Origin of the sequence: Variovorax robiniae, assembly GCF_037889955.1 — a bacterium.
Taxonomy (GTDB): Bacteria; Pseudomonadota; Gammaproteobacteria; order Burkholderiales; family Burkholderiaceae_C; genus Variovorax; species Variovorax robiniae.
This window is the reverse complement of sequence record NZ_JBBKZS010000009.1, coordinates 284,139-304,375: the sequence shown is the minus strand read 5'-3', so window position 1 is coordinate 304,375 and position 20,237 is coordinate 284,139. Positions and strand designations below refer to the sequence as shown.

The 20,237-nt window shown below is 67.1% G+C and carries 18 protein-coding genes and 1 tRNA gene; 9 read left to right on the top strand and 10 right to left on the bottom strand.

Annotation, left to right across the window (positions count from 1 at the left end):
• Positions 1-372: 372 nt before the first annotated feature.
• Positions 373-457: transfer RNA gene (locus WKW79_RS21910), tRNA-Leu, on the bottom strand.
• A gap of 313 nt (positions 458-770) precedes the next feature.
• Between WKW79_RS21910 and WKW79_RS21905 the strand changes: the two genes are divergently transcribed.
• On the top strand, positions 771-1,052 hold the full coding sequence (locus WKW79_RS21905; protein ID WP_340337308.1) for a hypothetical protein: 282 nt from the start codon (positions 771-773) through the stop codon (positions 1,050-1,052).
• A gap of 23 nt (positions 1,053-1,075) precedes the next feature.
• Here the strand turns inward: WKW79_RS21905 and WKW79_RS21900 are convergent, their stop codons facing one another.
• Both WKW79_RS21900 and acuI read right to left on the bottom strand, forming a co-directional pair.
• Positions 1,076-1,873, bottom strand: a complete 798-nt coding sequence (locus WKW79_RS21900) for an exodeoxyribonuclease III (protein ID WP_340337307.1) — start codon at positions 1,871-1,873, stop codon at positions 1,076-1,078.
• Between the two features lie 17 nt (positions 1,874-1,890).
• Positions 1,891-2,883, bottom strand: coding sequence for an acrylyl-CoA reductase (NADPH) (gene acuI, locus WKW79_RS21895; RefSeq protein WP_340337306.1), 993 nt, complete (start codon positions 2,881-2,883; stop codon positions 1,891-1,893).
• Positions 2,884-3,126: 243 nt separating this feature from the next.
• Between acuI and WKW79_RS21890 the strand changes: the two genes are divergently transcribed.
• The 3 genes from WKW79_RS21890 (at position 3,127) to WKW79_RS21880 (ending at position 5,106) form a co-directional block, all read left to right on the top strand.
• Entirely contained in the window at positions 3,127-4,185 is a 1,059-nt protein-coding gene (locus WKW79_RS21890; RefSeq protein WP_340337305.1) for a pirin family protein, read from the top strand.
• A 28-nt stretch (positions 4,186-4,213) separates the two neighbouring features.
• A complete protein-coding gene (locus WKW79_RS21885; protein ID WP_340337304.1) occupies positions 4,214-4,432 on the top strand; it encodes a SlyX family protein in 219 nt (72 codons plus the stop codon).
• A gap of 158 nt (positions 4,433-4,590) precedes the next feature.
• A complete protein-coding gene (locus WKW79_RS21880; protein WP_340337303.1) occupies positions 4,591-5,106 on the top strand; it encodes a BON domain-containing protein in 516 nt (171 codons plus the stop codon).
• On the opposite strand, the gene WKW79_RS21875 is transcribed toward WKW79_RS21880, so the two are convergent.
• Positions 5,107-5,886, bottom strand: coding sequence for a trypsin-like peptidase domain-containing protein (locus WKW79_RS21875; protein ID WP_340337302.1), 780 nt, complete (start codon positions 5,884-5,886; stop codon positions 5,107-5,109). It lies immediately after the preceding gene.
• Positions 5,887-5,980: 94 nt separating this feature from the next.
• On the bottom strand, positions 5,981-7,150 hold the full coding sequence (locus tag WKW79_RS21870) for a YihY/virulence factor BrkB family protein (RefSeq protein ID WP_340337301.1): 1,170 nt from the start codon (positions 7,148-7,150) through the stop codon (positions 5,981-5,983).
• 204 nt (positions 7,151-7,354) lie between these two features.
• On the opposite strand from WKW79_RS21870, the gene WKW79_RS21865 reads away from it, so the two are divergent.
• Complete coding sequence (locus tag WKW79_RS21865) at positions 7,355-7,663, top strand: putative quinol monooxygenase (RefSeq protein ID WP_340337300.1); 309 nt, start codon at positions 7,355-7,357, stop codon at positions 7,661-7,663.
• Positions 7,664-7,774: 111 nt separating this feature from the next.
• Here the strand turns inward: WKW79_RS21865 and gap are convergent, their stop codons facing one another.
• The gene (gene gap, locus WKW79_RS21860; RefSeq protein WP_340337299.1) at positions 7,775-8,773 is read right to left on the bottom strand and encodes a type I glyceraldehyde-3-phosphate dehydrogenase; all 999 of its coding nucleotides are present in this window, start codon (positions 8,771-8,773) and stop codon (positions 7,775-7,777) included.
• A 31-nt stretch (positions 8,774-8,804) separates the two neighbouring features.
• Entirely contained in the window at positions 8,805-10,919 is a 2,115-nt protein-coding gene (locus tag WKW79_RS21855) for a transketolase family protein (RefSeq protein WP_340337298.1), read from the bottom strand.
• A gap of 95 nt (positions 10,920-11,014) precedes the next feature.
• Here WKW79_RS21855 and WKW79_RS21850 point away from each other — a divergent pair, with 95 nt between their 5' ends.
• Both WKW79_RS21850 and WKW79_RS21845 read left to right on the top strand, forming a co-directional pair.
• Positions 11,015-11,404: an S-adenosylmethionine decarboxylase family protein gene (locus tag WKW79_RS21850; RefSeq protein ID WP_340337297.1), complete on the top strand. Its 390-nt coding sequence runs from the start codon at positions 11,015-11,017 to the stop codon at positions 11,402-11,404.
• Between the two features lie 28 nt (positions 11,405-11,432).
• The gene (locus tag WKW79_RS21845) at positions 11,433-12,125 is read left to right on the top strand and encodes a nucleotidyltransferase family protein (protein ID WP_340337321.1); all 693 of its coding nucleotides are present in this window, start codon (positions 11,433-11,435) and stop codon (positions 12,123-12,125) included.
• A gap of 20 nt (positions 12,126-12,145) precedes the next feature.
• On the opposite strand, the gene WKW79_RS21840 is transcribed toward WKW79_RS21845, so the two are convergent.
• Entirely contained in the window at positions 12,146-14,446 is a 2,301-nt protein-coding gene (locus tag WKW79_RS21840) for a hypothetical protein (RefSeq protein WP_340337296.1), read from the bottom strand.
• A gap of 212 nt (positions 14,447-14,658) precedes the next feature.
• Between WKW79_RS21840 and WKW79_RS21835 the strand changes: the two genes are divergently transcribed.
• Positions 14,659-16,041, top strand: coding sequence for an aminopeptidase P N-terminal domain-containing protein (locus WKW79_RS21835; RefSeq protein WP_340337295.1), 1,383 nt, complete (start codon positions 14,659-14,661; stop codon positions 16,039-16,041).
• Positions 16,042-16,229: 188 nt separating this feature from the next.
• Here the strand turns inward: WKW79_RS21835 and WKW79_RS21830 are convergent, their stop codons facing one another.
• Positions 16,230-17,939, bottom strand: a complete 1,710-nt coding sequence (locus WKW79_RS21830; protein ID WP_340337294.1) for a hypothetical protein — start codon at positions 17,937-17,939, stop codon at positions 16,230-16,232.
• Between WKW79_RS21830 and WKW79_RS21825 the strand changes: the two genes are divergently transcribed.
• A complete protein-coding gene (locus WKW79_RS21825) occupies positions 17,938-18,516 on the top strand; it encodes a hypothetical protein (protein ID WP_340337293.1) in 579 nt (192 codons plus the stop codon). The two genes, WKW79_RS21830 and WKW79_RS21825, sit on opposite strands and share 2 nt — an antisense overlap.
• 121 nt (positions 18,517-18,637) lie before the next feature.
• Here the strand turns inward: WKW79_RS21825 and WKW79_RS21820 are convergent, their stop codons facing one another.
• Positions 18,638-20,227 (bottom strand): FAD-dependent oxidoreductase, encoded by a 1,590-nt coding sequence (locus WKW79_RS21820; protein WP_340337292.1) that lies wholly within the window; start codon positions 20,225-20,227, stop codon positions 18,638-18,640.
• Between the last annotated feature and the right edge of the window lie 10 nt (positions 20,228-20,237).

The window sequence follows — 20,237 nt, the reverse complement described above, 5'->3', positions numbered from 1 at the left end:
GCAAGCTCGCGCGTGAACACGCTGATCGTGCCGCGCGTCGGGTCGCCGTGGACCAAGGGAATGGAGTGCTCGCGCTCGGTCAGGACGGCCCCGGGCATGCGGTAGGTCGTACTCATGGTTCGCATTGGAACCCGAACGTACGCCTGCCTACGGCGCGACCGGGTTGCCTGCGGCGGCACATACTCGATCCCGGTAGCGCTGAAAGTGCGGTGCAACAACAAGCAGCGAGCGGGTCACCGAGGCTGCTTGAGCAAGCTTTGTCGCAGCACCTGTGCGAGCATGGCTTGAAACTTCTCAGCCATGCGCTCTTGGTCTGGCAGCTGAAAAAAACAAAGCCGGCCAACGCGATGTTGATCGGCTTCATCCGTGCTCTGGTGCCCAGGAAGGGACTCGAACCCCCACGATGTTACTCGCTAGTACCTGAAACTAGTGCGTCTACCAATTCCGCCACCTGGGCACTTCAGGAAGCGATGGATTCTATATGGACCAGCAAGCGCGACCGGTTCGACGCCGCACTGACGTTTGCGCCCGCCGGCTCCTGCGAATCGGTCCAGGCAGTCGCGGCTGCATAACGTCAATCGCGAGCCGGGTGGAAGCTGACGGCCGACAGGTCGCGGCCCTAGATGCGGCGAGCGATGCGCTCCTGGCCCTGAGCCAGCTCATTCGGCGGGGCCAGTCCTCGGCACGTGCCGCACCCCCGAGCATGCGCGTACCCTGAAAGTGGATGTTTTCCTACGCAGTCGGCGTAACAAAACGTTTTGTACTTGCGCATGCCTCAATCGAACCGAAACGACGTCCCTCCGCATTGGACGATCCCAGCACTGGCCGTCACCGTCGAACAACTTGCGCCGACTGAATTCATCTGGAAGCTGATCGAGCGGCGCAGTGGCCATCCTGTGATCTGTGTCGCTCACGGCTTGGAACGCTTCGCAGACTACGAGCAGGCACTGGACTATGGCTTTGTAGCTCTAAAGGGCAGCGAAAGTGCGCTGACCAGTTCATCGCGGTACGCGCACGACCCGTCACGCGCGCTGGCCATTGACGCTTCGTGACCACTGAACAAACGCCGCGCGCCTCATGCAGAGGCGTCCCCATCCGCCAACTCGACCCAAACCGGCGCGTGGTCGCTCGAACCCTCAAGCCCGCGCACCGCTCTGTCGACGCCCGCTTCGGTCATGCGCTGCGCCAAGGCCGGGCTCAGCAGCACGTGGTCGATGCGCAGTCCCGCGTCCCGCGGCCAGCGGTTGCGCAGGTAGCTCCAGAAGGTGTAGGGCGTCTTGTCGGGAAACTGCCGCTTCAACGCATCGGTCCAGCCCTGCTTGAGCAAGGCCCGCCATGCCGCGCGCGCCTCGGGTTGCAGCAGCGCGTTGTCCTTCCATGACGCAGTCGAGTAGATGTCGCCGTCGGTCGGCACGACATTGAAGTCGCCGGCCAGCACCACCGGGTGTCCGGTCTTGATCAGGTCGGCCGCGTGGCGGTTCAGGCGCTGGAACCAGGCCAGCTTGTAGTCGAACTTGGGTCCGGGTTGCGGATTGCCGTTGGGCAGGTAGAGGCAGGCGATGACGATGCCGTTGACGGCGGCTTCGAGGTAGCGGCTTTGCGTGTCGGCCGGCTCGCCCTTGGACAGGGGCAGGCCGCGGCGCGTTTCCAGCGGTGCTGCACCGCGCGCGAGGATGGCGACGCCGTTCCAGGTGGCCTGGCCGTGTACCAGCACCTCGTAGCCGAGCGCCTTCAATTCACGCTGGGGGAAGGCGGCGGTGGTGCACTTGAGTTCCTGCAGGCAGACCACGTCGGGCTGCGTCACATCGAGCCAGGCGCACAACTGCGGCAGGCGGTTCACCACCCCGTTGACGTTGTACGAGGCGATGCGCATTCCGCTGGAAGGTGCAATCAGGCCGCGTTCACATCCACCCGCACACGCCCGCGCACCTGGCCCGCCAACAGCTTTGCCGCGGTGGCGGCAGCGGCGCCGAGGCCGATCGTCTCGGTGTTGGCTTCCAGCAGGTCCAGCGGCAATTCCTTGGCCAGCCGACCCCAGGCCTCGACGCGCTTCGCATACGGCGCCATCACGCTGTCGATGCCCGCCAGCGTCACGCCGCGCAGGATGAAGGGCGCGACGCTGGCCGGCAGGTCCAGCCCTTGCGCCAGGCCGCAGGCGGCCACCACGCCACCGTAGCGCAGGCTCGCGCAGACATTGGCCAGCGTGTGGCTGCCGACGCTGTCGACGGCCGCGGCCCAGCGCTCTTTTTGCAGCGGCTTGCCGGGCGCGGACAGCGTGGCGCGGTCGACGATTTCCTTCGCGCCCAGTTGCTTCAGGTGATCGGCCTCCGCGGCACGGCCGGTCGACGCATGCACCTCGAAGCCCAGCCTGGCCAGCAGCGCGATGGCGATGGTGCCGACGCCACCGTTCGCGCCCGTCACCAGCACCGGGCCGTCGGAAGGCTTCACGCCATGCGCCTGCAGCGCGATCACGCACAGCATCGAGGTGTAGCCGGCCGTTCCGATCGCCATGCACTGGCGTGCATCGAGGCCGGCGGGGATCGGCACCAGCCAGTCGGCCTTCACGCGGGCCTGTTGCGCCAGGCCGCCCCAATGCGATTCGCCGACGCCCCAGCCGTTCAGCAGCACCGCGTCACCGGGCTTGAAGCGCGCATCGCTGCTCTCGGCCACGGTGCCGGCGAAGTCGATGCCCGGCACCATCGGGAACTTGCGCACCACCGGCGACTTGCCGGTGATGGCCAGGCCGTCCTTGTAGTTGAGCGTGGAGTACGCGACGGCGACGCGCACCTCGCCCTCGGGCAACTGCGCCTCGTCGAGCGCGCTGATGGCGGCCTGGGTGGAGCCGTCCTCGGCCTTGGTGAGGAGCAGTGCGTTGAAGGTCATGGGTCTCCTTGCGGGTGGTGTGTGTCGGGTCTTGGAAGTGCCAGAGCATGCCGCAAGCACGGGAGCGCTTCCAGGCCGGCACCCAAATCCGCCGATGGCGCGGGGTTGTGGCCACCGTCTTGCCAGCGGATCGCAGTGTCCCGCCGCCGGGGCCCCTTTTCGCGCACAATGCCGCCCCCATGTGATGCAGATGCCGGACGCGCTCGTATTGCCGCGCGCCGCGCCACCCAAGGAGACCTTGCCGTGTCCACTGTATTTGCGAGCCCCATCGTCCAGATCAAGCCCCTGGGCTTTCCATGGGAGACGATCGATCCCTTCCTGTTCTGCGCCTACCACGACGATGCCTATCCGCAAGGCAACGGCGAGATGGCCGTCGACGACGCCTTGCTGGCCGGGCGCAACCTCGGCAGCGACTTCAGCCGCAAGGACGGCTGGAGCATGTATCACGGCAACCCGGTGCCGGGCTTTCCGGGGCATCCGCACCGCGGCTTCGAGACGGTGACCATCGTCCGCAAGGGCCTGATCGACCATTCCGATTCCCTCGGCGCGGCGGCCCGCTTCGGCGGCGGCGACGTGCAGTGGCTCACGGCCGGCAAGGGCATCGTGCATTCGGAGATGTTCCCGCTGATGAATGCCGAGACGCCGAACCCGCTCGAGCTGTTCCAGATCTGGCTGAACCTGCCCGCGCGCAACAAGATGGTGGCGCCGCACTTCACCATGTTCTGGGCCGAGGACATCCCGCGCTTCACCGCCACCGACGAGGCCGGGCGCACCACGCATGTCTCCAGCGTGGCCGGCCGCATCGGCCCGGTCGACGGCCAACCCGGCGAGGGCGGCCCGCTCGCGCCGCCGCCCGACTCATGGGCCGCGCAGGCCGATGCCGACGTCGCGATCTGGACGATCCGCATGTCGCCTGGCGCGCGCTGGACTCTGCCGGCCGCGACAGGCCAGGGTACGCGGCGGGCGCTGTATTTCTTCAAGGGCCAGTCGGTCGAAGTGGCGGGCCAGGCGATCGATCGCCACGCGATGATCGAGCTGCGCGCTTCCGAGGAAGTGGAGCTGGTCAATGGCGAGGGCGCGGTGGCCGAGTTCCTGGTGCTGCAAGGCCGCCCGATCGCGGAGCCGGTGGCGCAATACGGCCCCTTCGTGATGAACACGCAGGCCGAGATCGCGCAGGCGATGCAGGACTTCCGCCGCACCCAGTTCGGCGGCTGGCCCTGGAAGGACGAGGCGCCGGTGCACGGCCGCGACCCGGCGCGTTTCGCGCGGCATCCGGACGGGAAAGAGGAACGGCCGGCCTAGCGTCTCCGCGCGGTGGTCCAATGGCGGCATGGAACAACCGCAAGACGCCGACCGCCGCCTGAACGAACTGGAGATCAAGGCCAGCTACGCCGAAGACCTGCTGGACCAGCTCAACATGGTCATCTACCGGCAGCAGCAGCAGATCGACAGCCTGGTTGAGCAGGTCGCGCTGCTGAGGCAGCAGGGCGCGGAAGCCGCGGCGGGCGGGCCGCGCAACCTGCGGGATGAGTTGCCGCCGCACTACTGAGTCCCGCGCCACGGCCGGCTCGTCCCACGGAACGCCGAATCGGCAACTGACACCGAAGCAAGGCGACGTGCCGCGCAAGGACGCGTCGTGAACTGGTCCTACATCCGTTTGGGAAGCGCGGGGCTGGCAGGTTCACAGCGCGAATCCAGCATGTCGCCATGAACTCGAAACACCTGCTTCCCCGCCGTGTCGCACCGCTGGTCCTGATCGCGGCGATTGGCGCGCTGTCGCTGTCCGCCTGCGATCAGCGCGTTGCCCCGCCGGCCCCCCGCGCGGACGTGGACGCCGCCATCGACAAGACCCGCGACGCCACGGTCGCCGCCGCCAACAAGGCGGCGGAACTGGCCGAAAAGGCGCGCGACCAGACCGTCGCCTTTGCCAAGTCGCCGCAGGTGCGCGAGGACGCCGGCAAGGTCGTCGATGCGTTGAAGAACGTCGGGACCACCGCTGCCGCGAAGGTGGACGACGCGGCCATCACCGCCTCCGTGTCGGCCGGCTTGGCCAAGGACAGCGAACTGAGCGCGCGGCAGATCAGCGTCGAGACGCGCGCGGGCACGGTCAAGCTGGTCGGCCCGGCGCCGAGCGCCGAAGCCAAGGCCCGTGCCACCGACATTGCCAAGTCCGTCGGCGGCGTCGCCACGGTCGACAACCAGCTCGAAGTCCGGGCGATGTGACTACCCGGGCGGCGCGACCTGCCCTTGGGTTTGCGCCTGAGCGGTCGTGACGCTGGCGGGCGTTGCTGTCAGCGTCATCAGGATGTCCGCATACCAGGCGCTGTTGAGCCCCAGCGACTCGTCCAATTGCAGGTCGCGCGTGCTCATGTCCATGCGCGCGGAATGCACGCCCAGCAGCGTCCACGGCAGCTTGCCGCCGGCGGCGGGAATGCGCTTGACCACTGGCGCGCCGCTGGTGCCGCGGTGCGTGCGCGCATCGGTCAGGAAGAAGCCCTGGCCCTGGAAGCGCACGCCGAAGGCCGATGCCACCACCGCCTGGCGCACCACCGGCAGGTGATGCACCACGTCATGGAAGCCCAGCGGAAATCCCACGATGAGCAGCACGCTGCCGACCTCCACCTCGTCCAACGAGCGTGGCAAGTGCCTGGGCGTGAAGCAGAACATCGCGGCATTCGGCGGCAGCGCCTCGCGCGGGATCTCGATGGCGGCCACGTCGATCTCGCCACCCATGTCGCTGCCCTGGCGCCAGGCGCTCTTGCCGTCCACATAGAGCCACACCGAGACGGCGGTGGAGCGCGTGAGATCGACCGCGTCCGTGTGCAGCTCGATCTCGATGCGGTTGGGGAAATGCTTCGTCGGCGCGTCGATGACCACGTGCCGGCTGGTCACGAAGAAGATGCGCTCGTCGCGTTCGAAGAAGAAGCCGCTCGCGCCGGTGAGCAGCCGGTCGCCGTCGAAAGTCGAGACGCGGGCGGTGGAAAGAAGCAGCGACTCGGCCATCAGGGACTTTCAGAGACCGTCGCAGCAGGATCGCGCGTCGGTGGGGTATTGAACCACCACAAGCGCTGCCGGCGCCTTGGAGACCCTGATCACGTCAGCCTCGCGCCGAGGCGCGCGCCCTCGCGGGGGGCTTGTTCGAAGCCTCGCCTGCCTTTGCTGCAAGCCTCCGTTGACGGCGCCGCCGCTTCTCCCAATGCGTGAGAAGCGCGCTGACGAGCGACGCGACGGCAAAGGCCGCAGCCTGCCGCGCCAGCGCCTGCGTCGCCGCATCCAGCCGCCTCGATATCTCGCGCTCTGTCTCGGCGGTGCGGGCCAGCGCATCGGTGCCGACAGGCGGTGCCACCGGTTGCGCCAGCACGTCGGTCCCGGCCTTGGCCACATCCTTCGCATGCGCCGTCGCGGCCACCGCCTTGGCACCGGCCACGGAGCCGTGCGCATTGGCATAGACCTTGGTGAACTCGGCACCCAACAGGAAGATCTGCGCCGCGTAGTACACCCAGGCCAGCAGCACCACCAGCGAGCCAGCGGCGGCGAAGGATTCGCTCATGCCGCTCTTGCCGAGGTACAGCCCGATCAGCGACTTGCCGATCTCGAACAGCACCGCCGTGACCGCCGCGCCGATCCACACGTCGCGCCAGGCGATCGGCGCGGTCGGCATGAGCTTGAAGATCATCGCGAACAGCAGCGTGCTGACCGACACGGAGATCAGGATGTTGACGCCCTGCAGCAGCAACTCCCAGCCCGGCATCAGCCCGCCGGTCCAGCTGCCCAGCACGGCCAGGCCGGCGCTCACGATCAGGGACACCATCAGCAGGAAGGCCAAGCCGAGGATCAGGCCGAAGGACAGCACCCGCGCCCGCAGCAGCGCCCACACGCCGCTCGGCTTTTCGGCCGCGGGCACATGCCAGATGCGGTCCAGCGCGCTTTGCAGTTCGGCGAACACGGTCGTCGCGCCGACCAGTAGCACGGCGATGCTGATGCCGCCTGCAATGAGTCCGCGCTTGGGCTCGCTGGCGCTGGCAACTAGGCCCTGCACCGCGGTGGCGCCGTCGTGGCCGATCAGGCCGCCCAGTTGCTCCACGATCTCGCCTTGCACCGCTTCACGACCGAACAAGGCGCCAGCGACCGCGATCACGATCACCAGCAAGGGCGCCAGCGAGAACATCGTGTAGTACGAGATGGCCGCGCCCATGCTCGGCGCGAAATCGTCGACCCAGGCGGAGACGGCATCGCGACACAGGTCAAACAGTTGCTTGGGGCTCATGGCGCTTCTCGCGTGATGTGAGCGTGTACTGTCCGGGATCGCAACGATCGCTGGCGTGCGCCGATCCAGATTCCGCGAGTAGGCCAAGAGCGCGGGCCGCGGGGGCGACAGCGCGCAATCGCCCGTTCGTCTAGATTCGACGGGCGCCGCCTTTCAAGCTGTCAGGCGGCCGTCCATCCAACCACCACGGAGCCACAGTCCACCATGATCCACGTCGTCGCCATCATCACCGCCAAGTCCGGCCAGCGCGCCCAGGTGCTCGAAGCCTTCGCCGCCAACCGCCCGGCGGTGCTGGCCGAAGCCGGTTGCATCGAATACGTCGCGACCATCGACGCCGCCGGCATGCCGCCCTCGCGCGGCACCTTCGGCGACGACACCTTCGTCGTGGTCGAGAAATGGGAGACGCTGGACGCGCTCAAGGCCCATGCCGTGGCGCCGCACATGGCGGCCTATGGCGCGAAGACCAAGGAGATGGTGGAAAGCCGCGTCATTCACGTGCTGTCGCCGGTGTAAGCAGCGCGCCGCGCGTCCCCGCGGACGTGACGAACAAGCCGCGCGGATTTTCCGTCGCACCATGAAAAACGCGCCCGAACAGGGCGCGTTTTCATTGAGGGGTCGCAGCGCTTACTTCGAAACCACGCGGACCATTTCCAGCACCTTGTTCGAATAACCCCATTCGTTGTCGTACCAGCTCACGACCTTGACGAAGGTGCCGTCCAACGCGATGCCGGCTTCGGCGTCGAACACCGAGGTGCGCGGCTCGCCGCGGAAGTCGGTCGACACGACCTTGTCTTCCGTGTAGCCCAGCACGCCCTTCAGCGCGCCTTCCGACTGCGCCTTCATCTCGGCGCAGATCTCGGCATAGGTCGCGGCCTTTTCCAGCTCCACCACCAGGTCGACCACCGACACGTCGGAGGTCGGCACGCGGAAGCTCATACCGGTCAGCTTCTTGTTGAGCGACGGGATCACCACGCCCACGGCCTTGGCGGCGCCGGTGCTCGAGGGGATGATGTTCTCCAGGATGCCGCGGCCGCCGCGCCAGTCCTTGTTGCTCGGGCCGTCGACCGTCTTCTGCGTCGCGGTGGTCGCGTGCACGGTGGTCATCAGGCCGCGCTTGATGCCCCACTTGTCGTGCAGCACCTTGGCCACCGGGGCCAGGCAGTTGGTGGTGCAGCTGGCGTTGCTGATGATGGCTTCGCCCTTGTAGCTGCTGTCGTTGACGCCGTAGACGAACATCGGCGTGTCGTCCTTGCTCGGTGCCGACATGACGACCTTCTTCGCGCCCGCGTCGATGTGCTTCTGGCCGGTTTCCTTGGTCAGGAACAGGCCGGTCGCTTCCACCACGATGTCGGCGCCGACGTCGCCCCACTTGAGGTTGGCCGGGTCGCGTTCCTGCGTCAGGCGGATCTTCTTGCCGTTGACGATGAGCGTGTTGCCCTCGACCGAGACCTCACCCTTGAAGCGGCCATGCACGGAGTCGTACTGCAGCATGTAGGCCAGGTATTCGGGTTCGAGCAGGTCGTTGATGCCGACCACTTCGACGTCCTTGAAGTTCTGCACGGCCGCACGAAACACCATGCGCCCGATGCGGCCGAAGCCGTTGATACCGATCTTGATTGCCACAGACTTGCTCCTTGAGTTGCTTGAAAAAGGGTTACTTCGCGAGCACGGCGCGCACCGTGTCCGCCACGTTCTCGGGCGTGAAGCCGAAGTGCTTGAACAGCGCCGGCGCCGGTGCCGATTCGCCGAAGGTGTTGATGCCGACGACCGCCGCGCAGCCATACTTCCACCAGCCGTCCGTCACGCCCATCTCGACGGCGATGCGCGGCAGGCCGGCGGGCAGCAGGGCCTTCTTGTAGGCGGTGGTCTGGCGGTCGAACACCGAGGTGCTGGGCATGGAGACCACACGCACGGCGATCTTCTTCTCCGCGAGCAGCTTTTGCGCCGCGACGGCGTGCTGCACTTCGGAGCCGGTCGCGATGATCACGGCCTGCGCCTTCTTCTTCAGGCCGACGTCGGCCGGCTCGCTGAGCACGTAGGCGCCCTTGCTGATGTCGGCCAGGTCCTTCTTGGCGGCATAGGCGATGTTTTGGCGCGAGAGCAGCAGCGCGCTCGGGCGGCCCTGCGTCTGCAGTGCCACGGCCCAGGCCACCGCCGTTTCCGCCGTGTCGCCCGGACGCCAGACGTCCAGGTTCGGGATCAGGCGCAGCGACGCGGCATGCTCGATCGACTGGTGCGTCGGGCCGTCTTCGCCGAGGCCGATGGAGTCGTGCGTGAAGACGTGGATCACGCGGCGCTTCATCAGCGCGGCCATGCGGATCGCATTGCGGCTGTAGTCGCTGAAGGTCAGGAAGGTGCCGCCGTACGGGATGTAGCCGCCATGCAGCGCCACGCCGTTCATGATCGCGGCCATGCCGAACTCGCGCACGCCGTAGTTGATGTGGCGGCCGATCTGGCCATGGGCCGGCTCGGCGCCGTTGGTGGTACTGGCGGGCTTGGATTCGTCCTCCGAGCCCTGGCCCGGTTGCTCGACCGGCGCGGTCAGGACCACGTCGCCCTTGGCATCGAAGCGCAGGGCCGGCGTGCTCTTGGTGTTGGTGAGGTTCGAGCCGGTCAGGTCGGCGCTGCCGCCGAGCATTTCCGGCAGGCTGGCGGTGAAGGACTCGAGCGCGAGTTGCGAGGCCTTGCGCGAAGCGACGGTCTCGGCCTTGGTGTGGGCCGCCACCACGGTGTCGAACGCGACCTGGTTGAAGTCGGCGGGCAGGTCGCCCTTCATGCGGCGCGTGAACTCGGCGGCGAGCGCGGGATGCGCGGCAGCGTAGGCGGCGAACTTGTCGTTCCAGGCCGCTTCTTCCTTGGCGCCGCGTTCCTTGCCGTCCCAGTCGGCATACACCTCGGCCGGGACTTCGAAGGCCGGGTAGGGCCAGCCGATCGCTTCGCGCGTGAGCTTGATTTCCTCGGCGCCCAGCGCCTCGCCGTGGGCCTTGGCCGTGCCGGCGCGGTTCGGGCTGCCCTTGCCAATCACGGTCTTGCAGATGATCAGCGTGGGTTGGTTCTCGCTGGCGCCGTGCGCCTTGGCTTCCGTGATGGCCTTGGACACCGTGTCGGCGTCGTTGCCTTCGATCGGGCCGATCACGTGCCAGCCGTAGGCCTTGAAGCGCTCGGCGGTGTTGTCGATGAACCAGGGCTTGACCTGGCCGTCGATGCTGATGCCGTTGTCGTCGTAGAGCGCGATCAGCTTGCCCAGGCGCCAGGCGCCGGCGATGGCGCAGGCTTCGTGGCTGATGCCTTCCATCATGCAGCCGTCGCCGAGGAAGGCGTAGGTGTGGTGGTCGACGATGTCGTGGCCGTTGCGGTTGAACTCGCTGGCCAGCAGCTTCTCGGCGAGCGCGAAGCCGACCGCGTTGGCAATGCCCTGGCCGAGCGGGCCGGTGGTGGTTTCCACGCCAGGCGTGACGTCGACTTCCGGGTGGCCCGGCGTCTTGCTGTGCAGTTGGCGGAAGTGCTTGAGCTGCTCGATCGGCAGGTCGTAGCCGGCCAGGTGCAGCACGGCGTACTGCAGCATCGAGGCATGGCCGTTCGAGAGGATGAAGCGATCGCGGTTGGCCCAGTGCGGGTTCGTCGGGTTGAACTGCAGATGGTCGCCCCACAGTGCGACAGCCATGTCGGCCATGCCCATCGGCGCACCGGGGTGGCCCGAGTTGGCGGTTTGCACGGCGTCCATTGCCAACGCGCGGATCGCGTTGGCCATCAGGGCTTGGTTGGCCATTGGAGGGGGCTTTCGAGGAGGGGGATTGGGGGGAACCCGCGATTTTAGCGAACGGACTCCCCGGCCTGCTCTGACAGGCTGCTAGAGTGCCGCGCATGCACGGGCTGCACCTTACCGCCGACCTTCACGATTGCCAATGCGAAGCGCGCTGGATGCTCGATGCCGACGCATTGGGCGCGGCCTGCGTCGAGGCCGTGGAGGCGGCGGGCCTGCAGGGCGTGGCGCGGCTTTTCCATAGCTTTCCATCGACCGCGCAAGGCGCTGGCGGCGTCACCGCCACCGTGCTGCTCGCCGAGTCGCACTTGTGCATCCACACCTGGCCGGAGCAACATGCGGTGACGCTCGATGTCTATGTCTGCAACTTCGGCGGCGACCATTCGCCGAAGGCGCATGCGTTGATGGACCGCCTGCTGGCCCTGTTCGAGCCGGACCATGTGGAGCGCCATGCGGTGACGCGCGGCACGCTGGCGTCGGTGAACGCTTGAGGACCTCGAATCGATGAGCACCAAGGCCATGATCCTCGCCGCCGGTCGCGGCGAGCGGATGCGCCCCCTGACCGACGTCACGCCCAAGCCCCTTCTCGAGGTGCGCGGCAAGCCGCTGATGCAGTGGCCGATGGAAGCGCTGGCAGCAGGCGGCTTCAACGATCTCGTAGTGAACACCGCCTGGCTCGGCGATCAGATTGCCAGCCGCTTCGGGCCGTCTCTCACGTATTCACACGAGGGCCGCGATTTCGGCGGCGCGCTGGAAACGGCCGGCGGCGTGGTTCGTGCGCTGCCCATGCTCGGGGATGTGTTCTGGGTCGCGGCCGGTGATATCTACGCGCCGGACTTCCGGTTCACGCAGGAGGCCGTCGCGCGATTCCGGGCGGGCGACATGCTGGCCCACGTGTGGCTTGTTCCGAACCCGGCGCACAACCCGCGCGGGGATTTCGGCATCGCGGACGATGGCCGGGCGTTGAGCGAGGCTCCACGCAAGTACACCTTCTCCACCATCGCGCTCTACCGCGCCGCCTTGTTCGCGCCGCCCTGGTGCGCCATTCCGGCCGGCAATCCGCAGGGCGAGAAGGCCGCGCTGGCACCGCTGCTGCGCGCCGCGATGGCGGCCGGCCGCGTCAGCGCCGAGCTTTACGCCGGCGCATGGACCGACGTCGGAACGCCGGAACGGCTTGCACAGCTGAACGCCCAAGTCGAGCGGTCCGCCTGAGCGAGAACCGCTGCCGCCCGCTAAGGAACGTTGGTCCCGCTCAACTGGAACGGCTTGCCCGGCAAGTCCATCTTGCCGCCGTACTCGATCTTCACCCCGTTGGTCGGCTCCACCGGGCAGCCGGTCGGCCTCGGACAGGAGACGTTGTCGATGAAGAGCACCGGACCGTAGCGGAAGTTGTGCACCGCCTTGCCCGCATGGTCGGCCACGGTCACCACGAAGGCCCAGTTGGCGAAGTTGTCCGCGTCCTCGATGGCGATCGGGTCCAGCACCCGCGGGTCCTGCAAGGTGCGCACGATGCGGCTGCCATTGGCGTCGAAGCGGACCCACGAGATCCTGCGGTCGCCACGCGAATTCACGAGCACCTGCTTGTTGGGGTCGGCGTACTGCTGCTGGGGGCTGTAGATGTCCGGGTCTTCCGGATCGCCCCGCGAGATGCCCAGGGAGGTCGGGTTGCGACCGACGTTGATCGCGAACTGCGGCAACTCGGCAATCTGGTCGGGAGAGGGTGAGGCCACCGCCCCGCCCGACGCGTAGCCGCCCAGGTTGTAGACGCGCAAGGTGCCATCCTCCGTCGCGATCCAGGCGCGTTGCGGGGTGTCCCACAAGGTCGTTTTGACCGCCGTCGGCTTGTCGGGCAATGAGACCATCTTCACCAGGGCCGGGGTCTGCTGCGGCTGGTTGGCGAAGGTGTACGGCCACTGGTGGTCGGCTTGACCCAGGGTGGCCATGCGTGCATTGAAGGTGCCGATGTCGCCACCGAAATACACGCTGTTCACGTAGCTGAACAGCGGCTTCAGGTCGAGGAAGGCGATCTTCTTCTCGGACTTCGACAGCACCACCGCCATGCCGCCCTTGGCGTACTTGGCAGAGAGGCTGCCATCCAGGAAGGACTGCCGGTTGGCCTGCCGGGTCAGCGGCTGGGTGAAGCCCATGAATCCGATCCCGGCCAGGTCATCGTCCTTCGCCATGTTGTCCGTCAGGTCCGAGGTGATCCTCGCCTGCGCCATGGTATGAAACGGATCCAGGCCGGTGGTCACGGTGATTTCCGTGGGGGCGTTCATCGCGCTGCCATCCGGGGCCACCAGGTCGACGTAGCCCAGGATCTTCATGAAGGCGATGTTGCCCGCATTCGGCAGGCCGGGGTACACGCCGCTCCACTCCCGCCACCAGTTGTACCAGGCGCTGTAGCTGCCGTTGGCGTTCCGGTTGAACGGGTTGCAGTTGTCGCAAAGGCCCGCCAACGCCACCACCGCCACCTGGCCCTTGAGCGCGTCGGTGTCCCACACCGTGACCAGCGCGAACTCGCTGCCGTTGGTCATGGCGATGCCGGTGGGGACCTTCTGGGCCGGCAGCTTGACCGTGGCCTTGTTGGTTGCCGTGTTGTTGCCCACCGTCGCGATCACGCCGTTCTGGAACACGGCCAAGCCCGAGGGACAAAAGCCGGCCCGGCCACCGCAGCGCGTCACGGCAATCGGGGAGCCGTCCACGATGCCCGCGGCCTTGTAGGCCAGGATGCTGATGCTGTCGAGGCCGCCACCGTAGTGCGTCCAACTCAACTGGGGCAACTGCGCGAACGTGCCCAGCACGTGGTTCGTCGTCTGGAAGTCGGTGATGCCCACGCGCGCCGCGCTGTCGGCAACGAAGGCCGCGTTGGCCTGGTTGCTGGAATACAACCCCGGGTCGGCGGCCTGCTTGCCGATCTGCCACAGGTTCTGGTGGTCGGCCGCCATCTGGGCGAAGCCAGGGGTCTTGTTGTTGGGACGCGGACCGTAGAGCGGGACGCCCCCGCTCGCGCCACAGGCCGCCGCCGTGGGACCGTAGCGGTAGGCGATGCCCGCGTCCTTGCTGAGTTGGCCGGCCATGGCCCGGTAGGCATCCGGCACGACCTTGAGCGACGCATCGACGACGTCGGGGATGGTGGTGCCGCAAAGGGTCGAGGAAATGGCAACGGGGGCGGAGACGGTGCCGGGGGATGGGCTGGTGCCGGGGCCGGCAATGGTGGCCGTGCCGGCGTCGCCGTCGTCATTACCCGTCGCGGTGCCGGTGTTGACGCTGCCGCTGCCGGTGCTGCTACCGCCCGTGTCAGTGCCGGCGACAGTGCCCGTGTTCGCACTGCTGTCGACGCTGGTGCCGCCCATGCCACCCCCCATGCCGATCGTGCCGCCCCCCGTTCCTTCGGCTCCGCTTTCGATGCTGGTTTGGATGTTGGCAGGGCTGCTGCCGTTGCCGGGCGCCGGCGTGTCGACCGTGGCGGAGTGCGCGGGCTTACCGTTGTTGGCTGCCGTGCTGACACTCGCGGTGGGTGTCAGAAAGCCCACGCTGCCACCCCCGCCACCTCCTCCGCCGCATCCAACGAGCAATATGGATACGAATAGTTGCATTTTTGACAAATTTACTACCAACATACTCAGTTACTCCAATTGACTTAACTAGCGTTTAGTGGCAAGAGATGCAAGGCGGGCTGAATGTATTGACAAATCCGTTGCTTGTCTGTCGGCGCAGGCTTACAGACCTGTGGCATCGTCCGGGCATGACTTCGACCCTTCATTCAGACCGCCGCGCACGGCTCTCCGCCCAATTGGGACGCGATGGAATTGCCGTGATCCCCACCGCGCCAGAACACGGCCGAAATCGCGACAGCGATTTCCTTTATCGACACGACAGTTACTTTTTTTACCTGTCCGGTTTTGCGGAGCCGAACGCCTGCCTGGTGCTGACCGGCGATGGCAAAAGCTCACTTTTCTGTGCCCCGAAAGATCTGGAACGCGAGATCTGGGAAGGCTACCGCCTGGGACCGGAAGCCGCGCCGGCCGCGCTCGGCGTCGACGAGGCCTTTGCCATCGGCGAGCTAGACAGCCGGTTGCCCAAGCTGCTGGAGAACCGTTCCGTCGTCTGGTACCCGTTCGCCACGCACAAGGGGTTGGAGTCACGCATCGACGGCTGGTTGTCTTCGGTGCGGGCGCGGGTGCGCTACGGCGCCTTGTGCCCCGAGGAGCAGCGCGACCTGTGCGGTCCCCTGGACGAGATGCGGCTGGTCAAGGACGCCCATGAGCAGGACACGATGCGCCGCGCCGCGCAGATCAGCGCCCGCGCCCACATCCGCGCCATGCAGCTCAGCGCCCGCATGCTGCGCGAAGGCAAGGACGTGCGCGAGTACCACCTCGATGCCGAGCTGCTGCATGAATTCCGCATGGGCGGCTCGCAATACCCGGCCTACGGTTCGATCGTCGCGGCCGGCGCCAATGCCTGCGTGCTGCACTACCGCGCCGACGCCGCGCCGGTGCGCGACGGTGAACTCGTGCTGATCGACGCGGGCTGCGAGCTCGACGGCTATGCCAGCGACATCACCCGCACCTTCCCGGCCAACGGCAAGTTCACCGGCCCGCAACGCGTGCTCTACGACCTGGTGCTGGCCAGCCAGCAGGCGGCCGTCGACGCGACGAAAGCCGGTGCCCGCTTCACCGACCCGCACGACGCCACGGTACGCGTGCTCTCACAAGGCATGCTGGACGTTGGCCTGCTGGACGCCAACAAGGTCGGCAGCGTGGACGACGTGATCGAGAAGCGCGCCTACTTCCCCTTCTACATGCACCGCACCGGCCATTGGCTGGGCATGGACGTGCACGACTGCGGCAGCTACGTCGAGCCCTCGCAGGTCGGCGAGGTGAGCGAGCGCAAGGACCCGCTCTCCAACGAGCTCATCAAGAACCGGCCCAGCCGCATCCTGCATCCGGGCATGGTGCTGACCATCGAGCCGGGCATCTACGTGCGGCCCGGCGAGGGCGTGCCGGAGCAGTTCCACAACATTGGCATCCGCATCGAGGATGACGCGATCGTCACCGCGACCGGCTGCGAATTGATTTCTCGCGGCGTGCCGGTGGACGGAGACGAGATCGAGGCGCTGATGCGCTGATGCGCTGATGCGCTGATGCCTTCAGCGTTTCGTCGTGGTTTTCCACCACGCCGTCGCAGGTCCCGAGATGCGTGAAAACAGGGCGAGCATGCCCTGTTCGTGGGCACCCGCGGAACCGGCTTCGCCGGGCCGCTGGGTGCGCCCCCTTGAGGGGGAGCGCCGCAAGCGCATTCGGGGGTGGGGCTATTTCACGGCGTGTTGGTGGTCGACACCTGGAAGGGCTTGCCGGGCACGCTCATGGCGCCGCCGTATTCGACCGGGGTCGTGCCCGTCGCCTGCACCGGGCACGCACTGGTGTTCGCGCAATAGCCGCCGTCCGAGAAGACGACCGGACCGTAGCGGTAGTTGCGCACGGCCTTGCCGTTATAGTCGGCCACGCTCAGCACGTTGTTCTGGTTCGCGAAGTTGTCCGAATCCTCGACCCCGACCGGGTCCACCAGCAGGTTGTGCTGGAAGCTGCGCACGATGCTGCCGCCATTGCCGCTGAAGCGCACCCACGAGATCTTCCGGTCGCCGCGCGAGGACACGATGACCTGCTGGTTGATCGCATCGACGCTACCGCTCGAAGGCTCGTTCCGCGAAGTGGCCAGCGAGGTCGGATTGCGGCCGATGCCCGTGACGCTGCCCAGTTCGGCGATGGCGCTGGGCGCGGGACTGGCGACCGACTCACCGGGCGCGTAGCCGCCCAGGCTGTAGATGCGCAGCGTGCCATCCTGGGTGGCGACCCAAGCCTGCACCGCGCTGCCGGAGATCGCAGCCTTCACGGCCGTCGGCCGGTTGGGAAGCGACACCGTCTTGACCACCGTCGGCGTTTGCGAGGGCGAGTTGGCAAAGGTGTACGGCCACTGCCCGTCGCCGGCACCGACGCTGGTCGTCTCGCCATTGCGCGAGCTGAAGTAGACGCCGTTGACGAAATTGAAGAGCGGCTTCAGGTCGACGAAAGCCACCTTCTGTTCCGACTTCGAGATCACCACCGCCACGGCCCCCTTGGCATACCGGCCGTAGTTCGCACCGCCGCTGGCGAACTTCTGCCAGTTGGCGCTCAGCGGCGAATTGGACAAGCCGATGAATTCGCCACCCGTCTGGATGGTCTTCCACGGGTGCATGCCGGTGGTCACCGCGATCTCGGTCGGCGCCGTCATGCCGGGCAGGTCCACGTAGCCGAGGATCTTCATGAAGCCGATATTGCCCATGTTCGGCAGCCCGGGGTAGACGCCCTTCCACTCCCACCACCAGTTGTACCAGGCGCCTGGGTTGCCGACGGTGCAGCCGTCGCACATGCCGGCCAGCGCCACCACGGCCACCTGGCCCTTGAGCGCGGTCGTGTCCCATACGGTGACCAGTGCGTATTCGCTGTCATTGGTCATCGCGACCGCCGTCGGCACCTTGTTGGCCGGCAGCGTCGCGGTGGCCTTGTTGATCGAGGTGTTGGTGCCCGACGTGGCGATGACGCCGTTCTGGTACACGACCACGCTCTGGGCGCAGAAGCCCGCCATGACGCAACGGGTCACGGCGATCGGGTTGCCGCTGACCGTGCCGGCCTTCTTGTAGTCCGTCACCGTCGCGCTGTCGAGGTGCGCGCCGGTCCAGCTCAGCTGCGGAAGCTGGGCGAAGGTGTTGTACATGTAGCCCGACACTTGGAAGTCAGTCACGCCGACACGGGTGGCCGGGTCGTCGGCCACGTAGACCATGTTCGCCTGGTTGGTCGAGAAGTTGCCCGGCGTTCCCGAGGGCGTACCGATCTGGTAGAAGAAATTGTTGACTGCGGTACCCGGGACGATCAGCTGCGCGTCGTTGCGCTTGAACAGCGCCGGGCCGGTGTCGGTCGCGCCACAGGACGCCGAATCGGGGCCATAGCGGTAGGCAATGCCAGCGTCCTTGCTGAGCTGGGCGGCCATGGCCTTGTACGACGCTGGCACCACGTTCAGCTGCGCATCGACGATGTCGGCGCTGGTTGTGCTGCAAGTCGTGGTGTTGACGGGAACCGTGCCGGTGGCGGTGCTGCCGGAACCCGACGGCGTGCCGCTCGCGGCACCGGATGTGCTGCCGCTGCCGGTCGTGCTGCCAGCCGTGCTACCGCTTGTGCTGCCTGCCGCGGCGCCGGCGCTGCCATTACTGGCAACGATTGCCTTGCCATCCGACGTGGTTCCAGCAGCGACCGCTGCCGCTGTCCCGGCATCCGACGTACCGGACGTGGTCGCGACAGGTGCGAGGGCAATCCCTCCACCGCCACCACCACCACCCCCACCACAGCCCACCAATGCGAAAGTCGCCATAAATGGCAACATTGTCTTTTGTACTACGTTCAAAACTACTTACCCTCTATTGACAACCGCGGTTTTTACCTGCAGTTGGCATGTCGGGGCAAACGTACTTTCAAACGTTTTCAGGGGTGTGCTGCAGTGCAACAAGTCGCCGTTACAAATGAACGGTGGCGTTTTCGGTCAGTTCGTCGGGGCTGGATTCTCAGGATAGTCCGTCTGGCTGGGGCACCGGCCAAGAGCGGGCGTTCACGTCGAGGCAAGGGCGCAGGCCGGATGAATGTGAATTAAATGTTACGGGACAGCCTCGATGACGACCTCGCGTGACCCGACGCTCAAGCGGTCGCGCCAGCCAGGTGCCCCCGCGTGAACGCCTCCTCGAAGATCGAGTAGCCCGACCAGTCCGCATGCGCGAACGACAAGCGCCCATCGGCCACGGCGCCCCTGTCCCGCCGCTGCGACTCCAGACGACCCAGCAGCCCAGGCACCGGCATCGCCATCGCGTGCCCATAGCGCGTGATGTCGATGCGCGTGGCCTTGCCGCGCAAATCCGCATGCGGCACCGACAGTTCGGCCAGCAACTCATCGCGCCATGAAGCCCACGTCCGGTCGAGCAACAGTTGCCGACCATCGCCCATGTCATAGCCACTCGGCCCGAGCGGTCGATACCAGCTCAGCACCGTTGGGCCGGGCGTCGGGTCCAGCGATTGGTGCCGCGCGTCGACATAGCCCAGCCCCCGGCTGTCGTAGATCACGTTGTCCCAGCTCGGCGCCGCGCCGGGGCGGTCGGTGAGCGGCGCGCGCAGGTGCACGTTGGCGACCAGCCAGGGCGCGTAGCGCACATGCGCCGCCGCGTTGCGCAGGACTTCCGGTGGGTTCTCGACCACGCGTGCCGCGATGAAGACCGGCAACGCGACGATGCAACGCTCCGCCTGCCAGCGCACCACCGTCTTCGTCGCCGCATCGAAGGCATCGACCTCGACACCGCTGCGCGTCTGCGCGATCCGCATGACGACGTTCCCGCCGTGGATGCGGTCCCCCAGCGGCTGCGCGATGCGCTGCGTGAGCCAGCCGTTGCCTTCCGGCCAGGTCAGCACCGCATCGCGGTCGGCGTTGTCGTCGCCCGGCGCATGGAAGCCGTGCCGGCTCGCGAAGTAGTGGATGCCAGCCCAGGCCGAGACATGCGCGGCACCGGCGCCGTAGTCGTCGCGGCAGCAATAGTCCAGGTACCAGCGCAGGTGCGGTTCATCGAAGCCCTCGCGCTCCAGCCATGCGGAGAAGGGCAGGGCATCCAGCGCCAGCATGGCTGGCGTGAACGGTGCGCGCAACGTGGGGATGACGAAGCGCGACTCGGCCCGCAGCGCGTCGACGCGCTGGCTGAACAGGCGGTACTGCGCCAGGGCGGTCGCGCCCACGCCTTGCACCGGCAGCAGGCCATCGTGCCATTCACCCTCGATGAAGATGCGCTCCTGCGGGCTGTGGCACAGGTGGCGCTCGTCATACTGCCAACGGCCGGCCACGCGCTGGCGCAGGCCGAGTTCCTCGAGCAGGTCCTGCACTTCGTGTGCCTCGTCGCCCGGCACCGGCAGGTAGTGCGCACCGAGCGGGCAGGCGATGCCGCCGACCGCGCCGCCGCGGCTGTTGCCGCCGGCCGTGTCCTCGAGTTCGAGCAGGGCGAAGTCCTCGATCCCCGAGAGGCGCAGCGCGCGCGCAGCCGCGAGTCCCGCCACGCCGCCGCCAGCGATCACGACGCGCGTGCGCCGCGTCCGCGAAGGCGCTGCGCCACGGAGGGCGCCATCGCGCACCGCATGCCCGCGCCCCACGTCGACGCCGGTGAAGCCACCTTCGATCCCGGGATCGCGGGACTCGCATCCGCCAAGCGCCAGCGCGCTTGCGCCCGCTCCCAGAAAAGTGCGCCGCCTCATGGACGAGGAC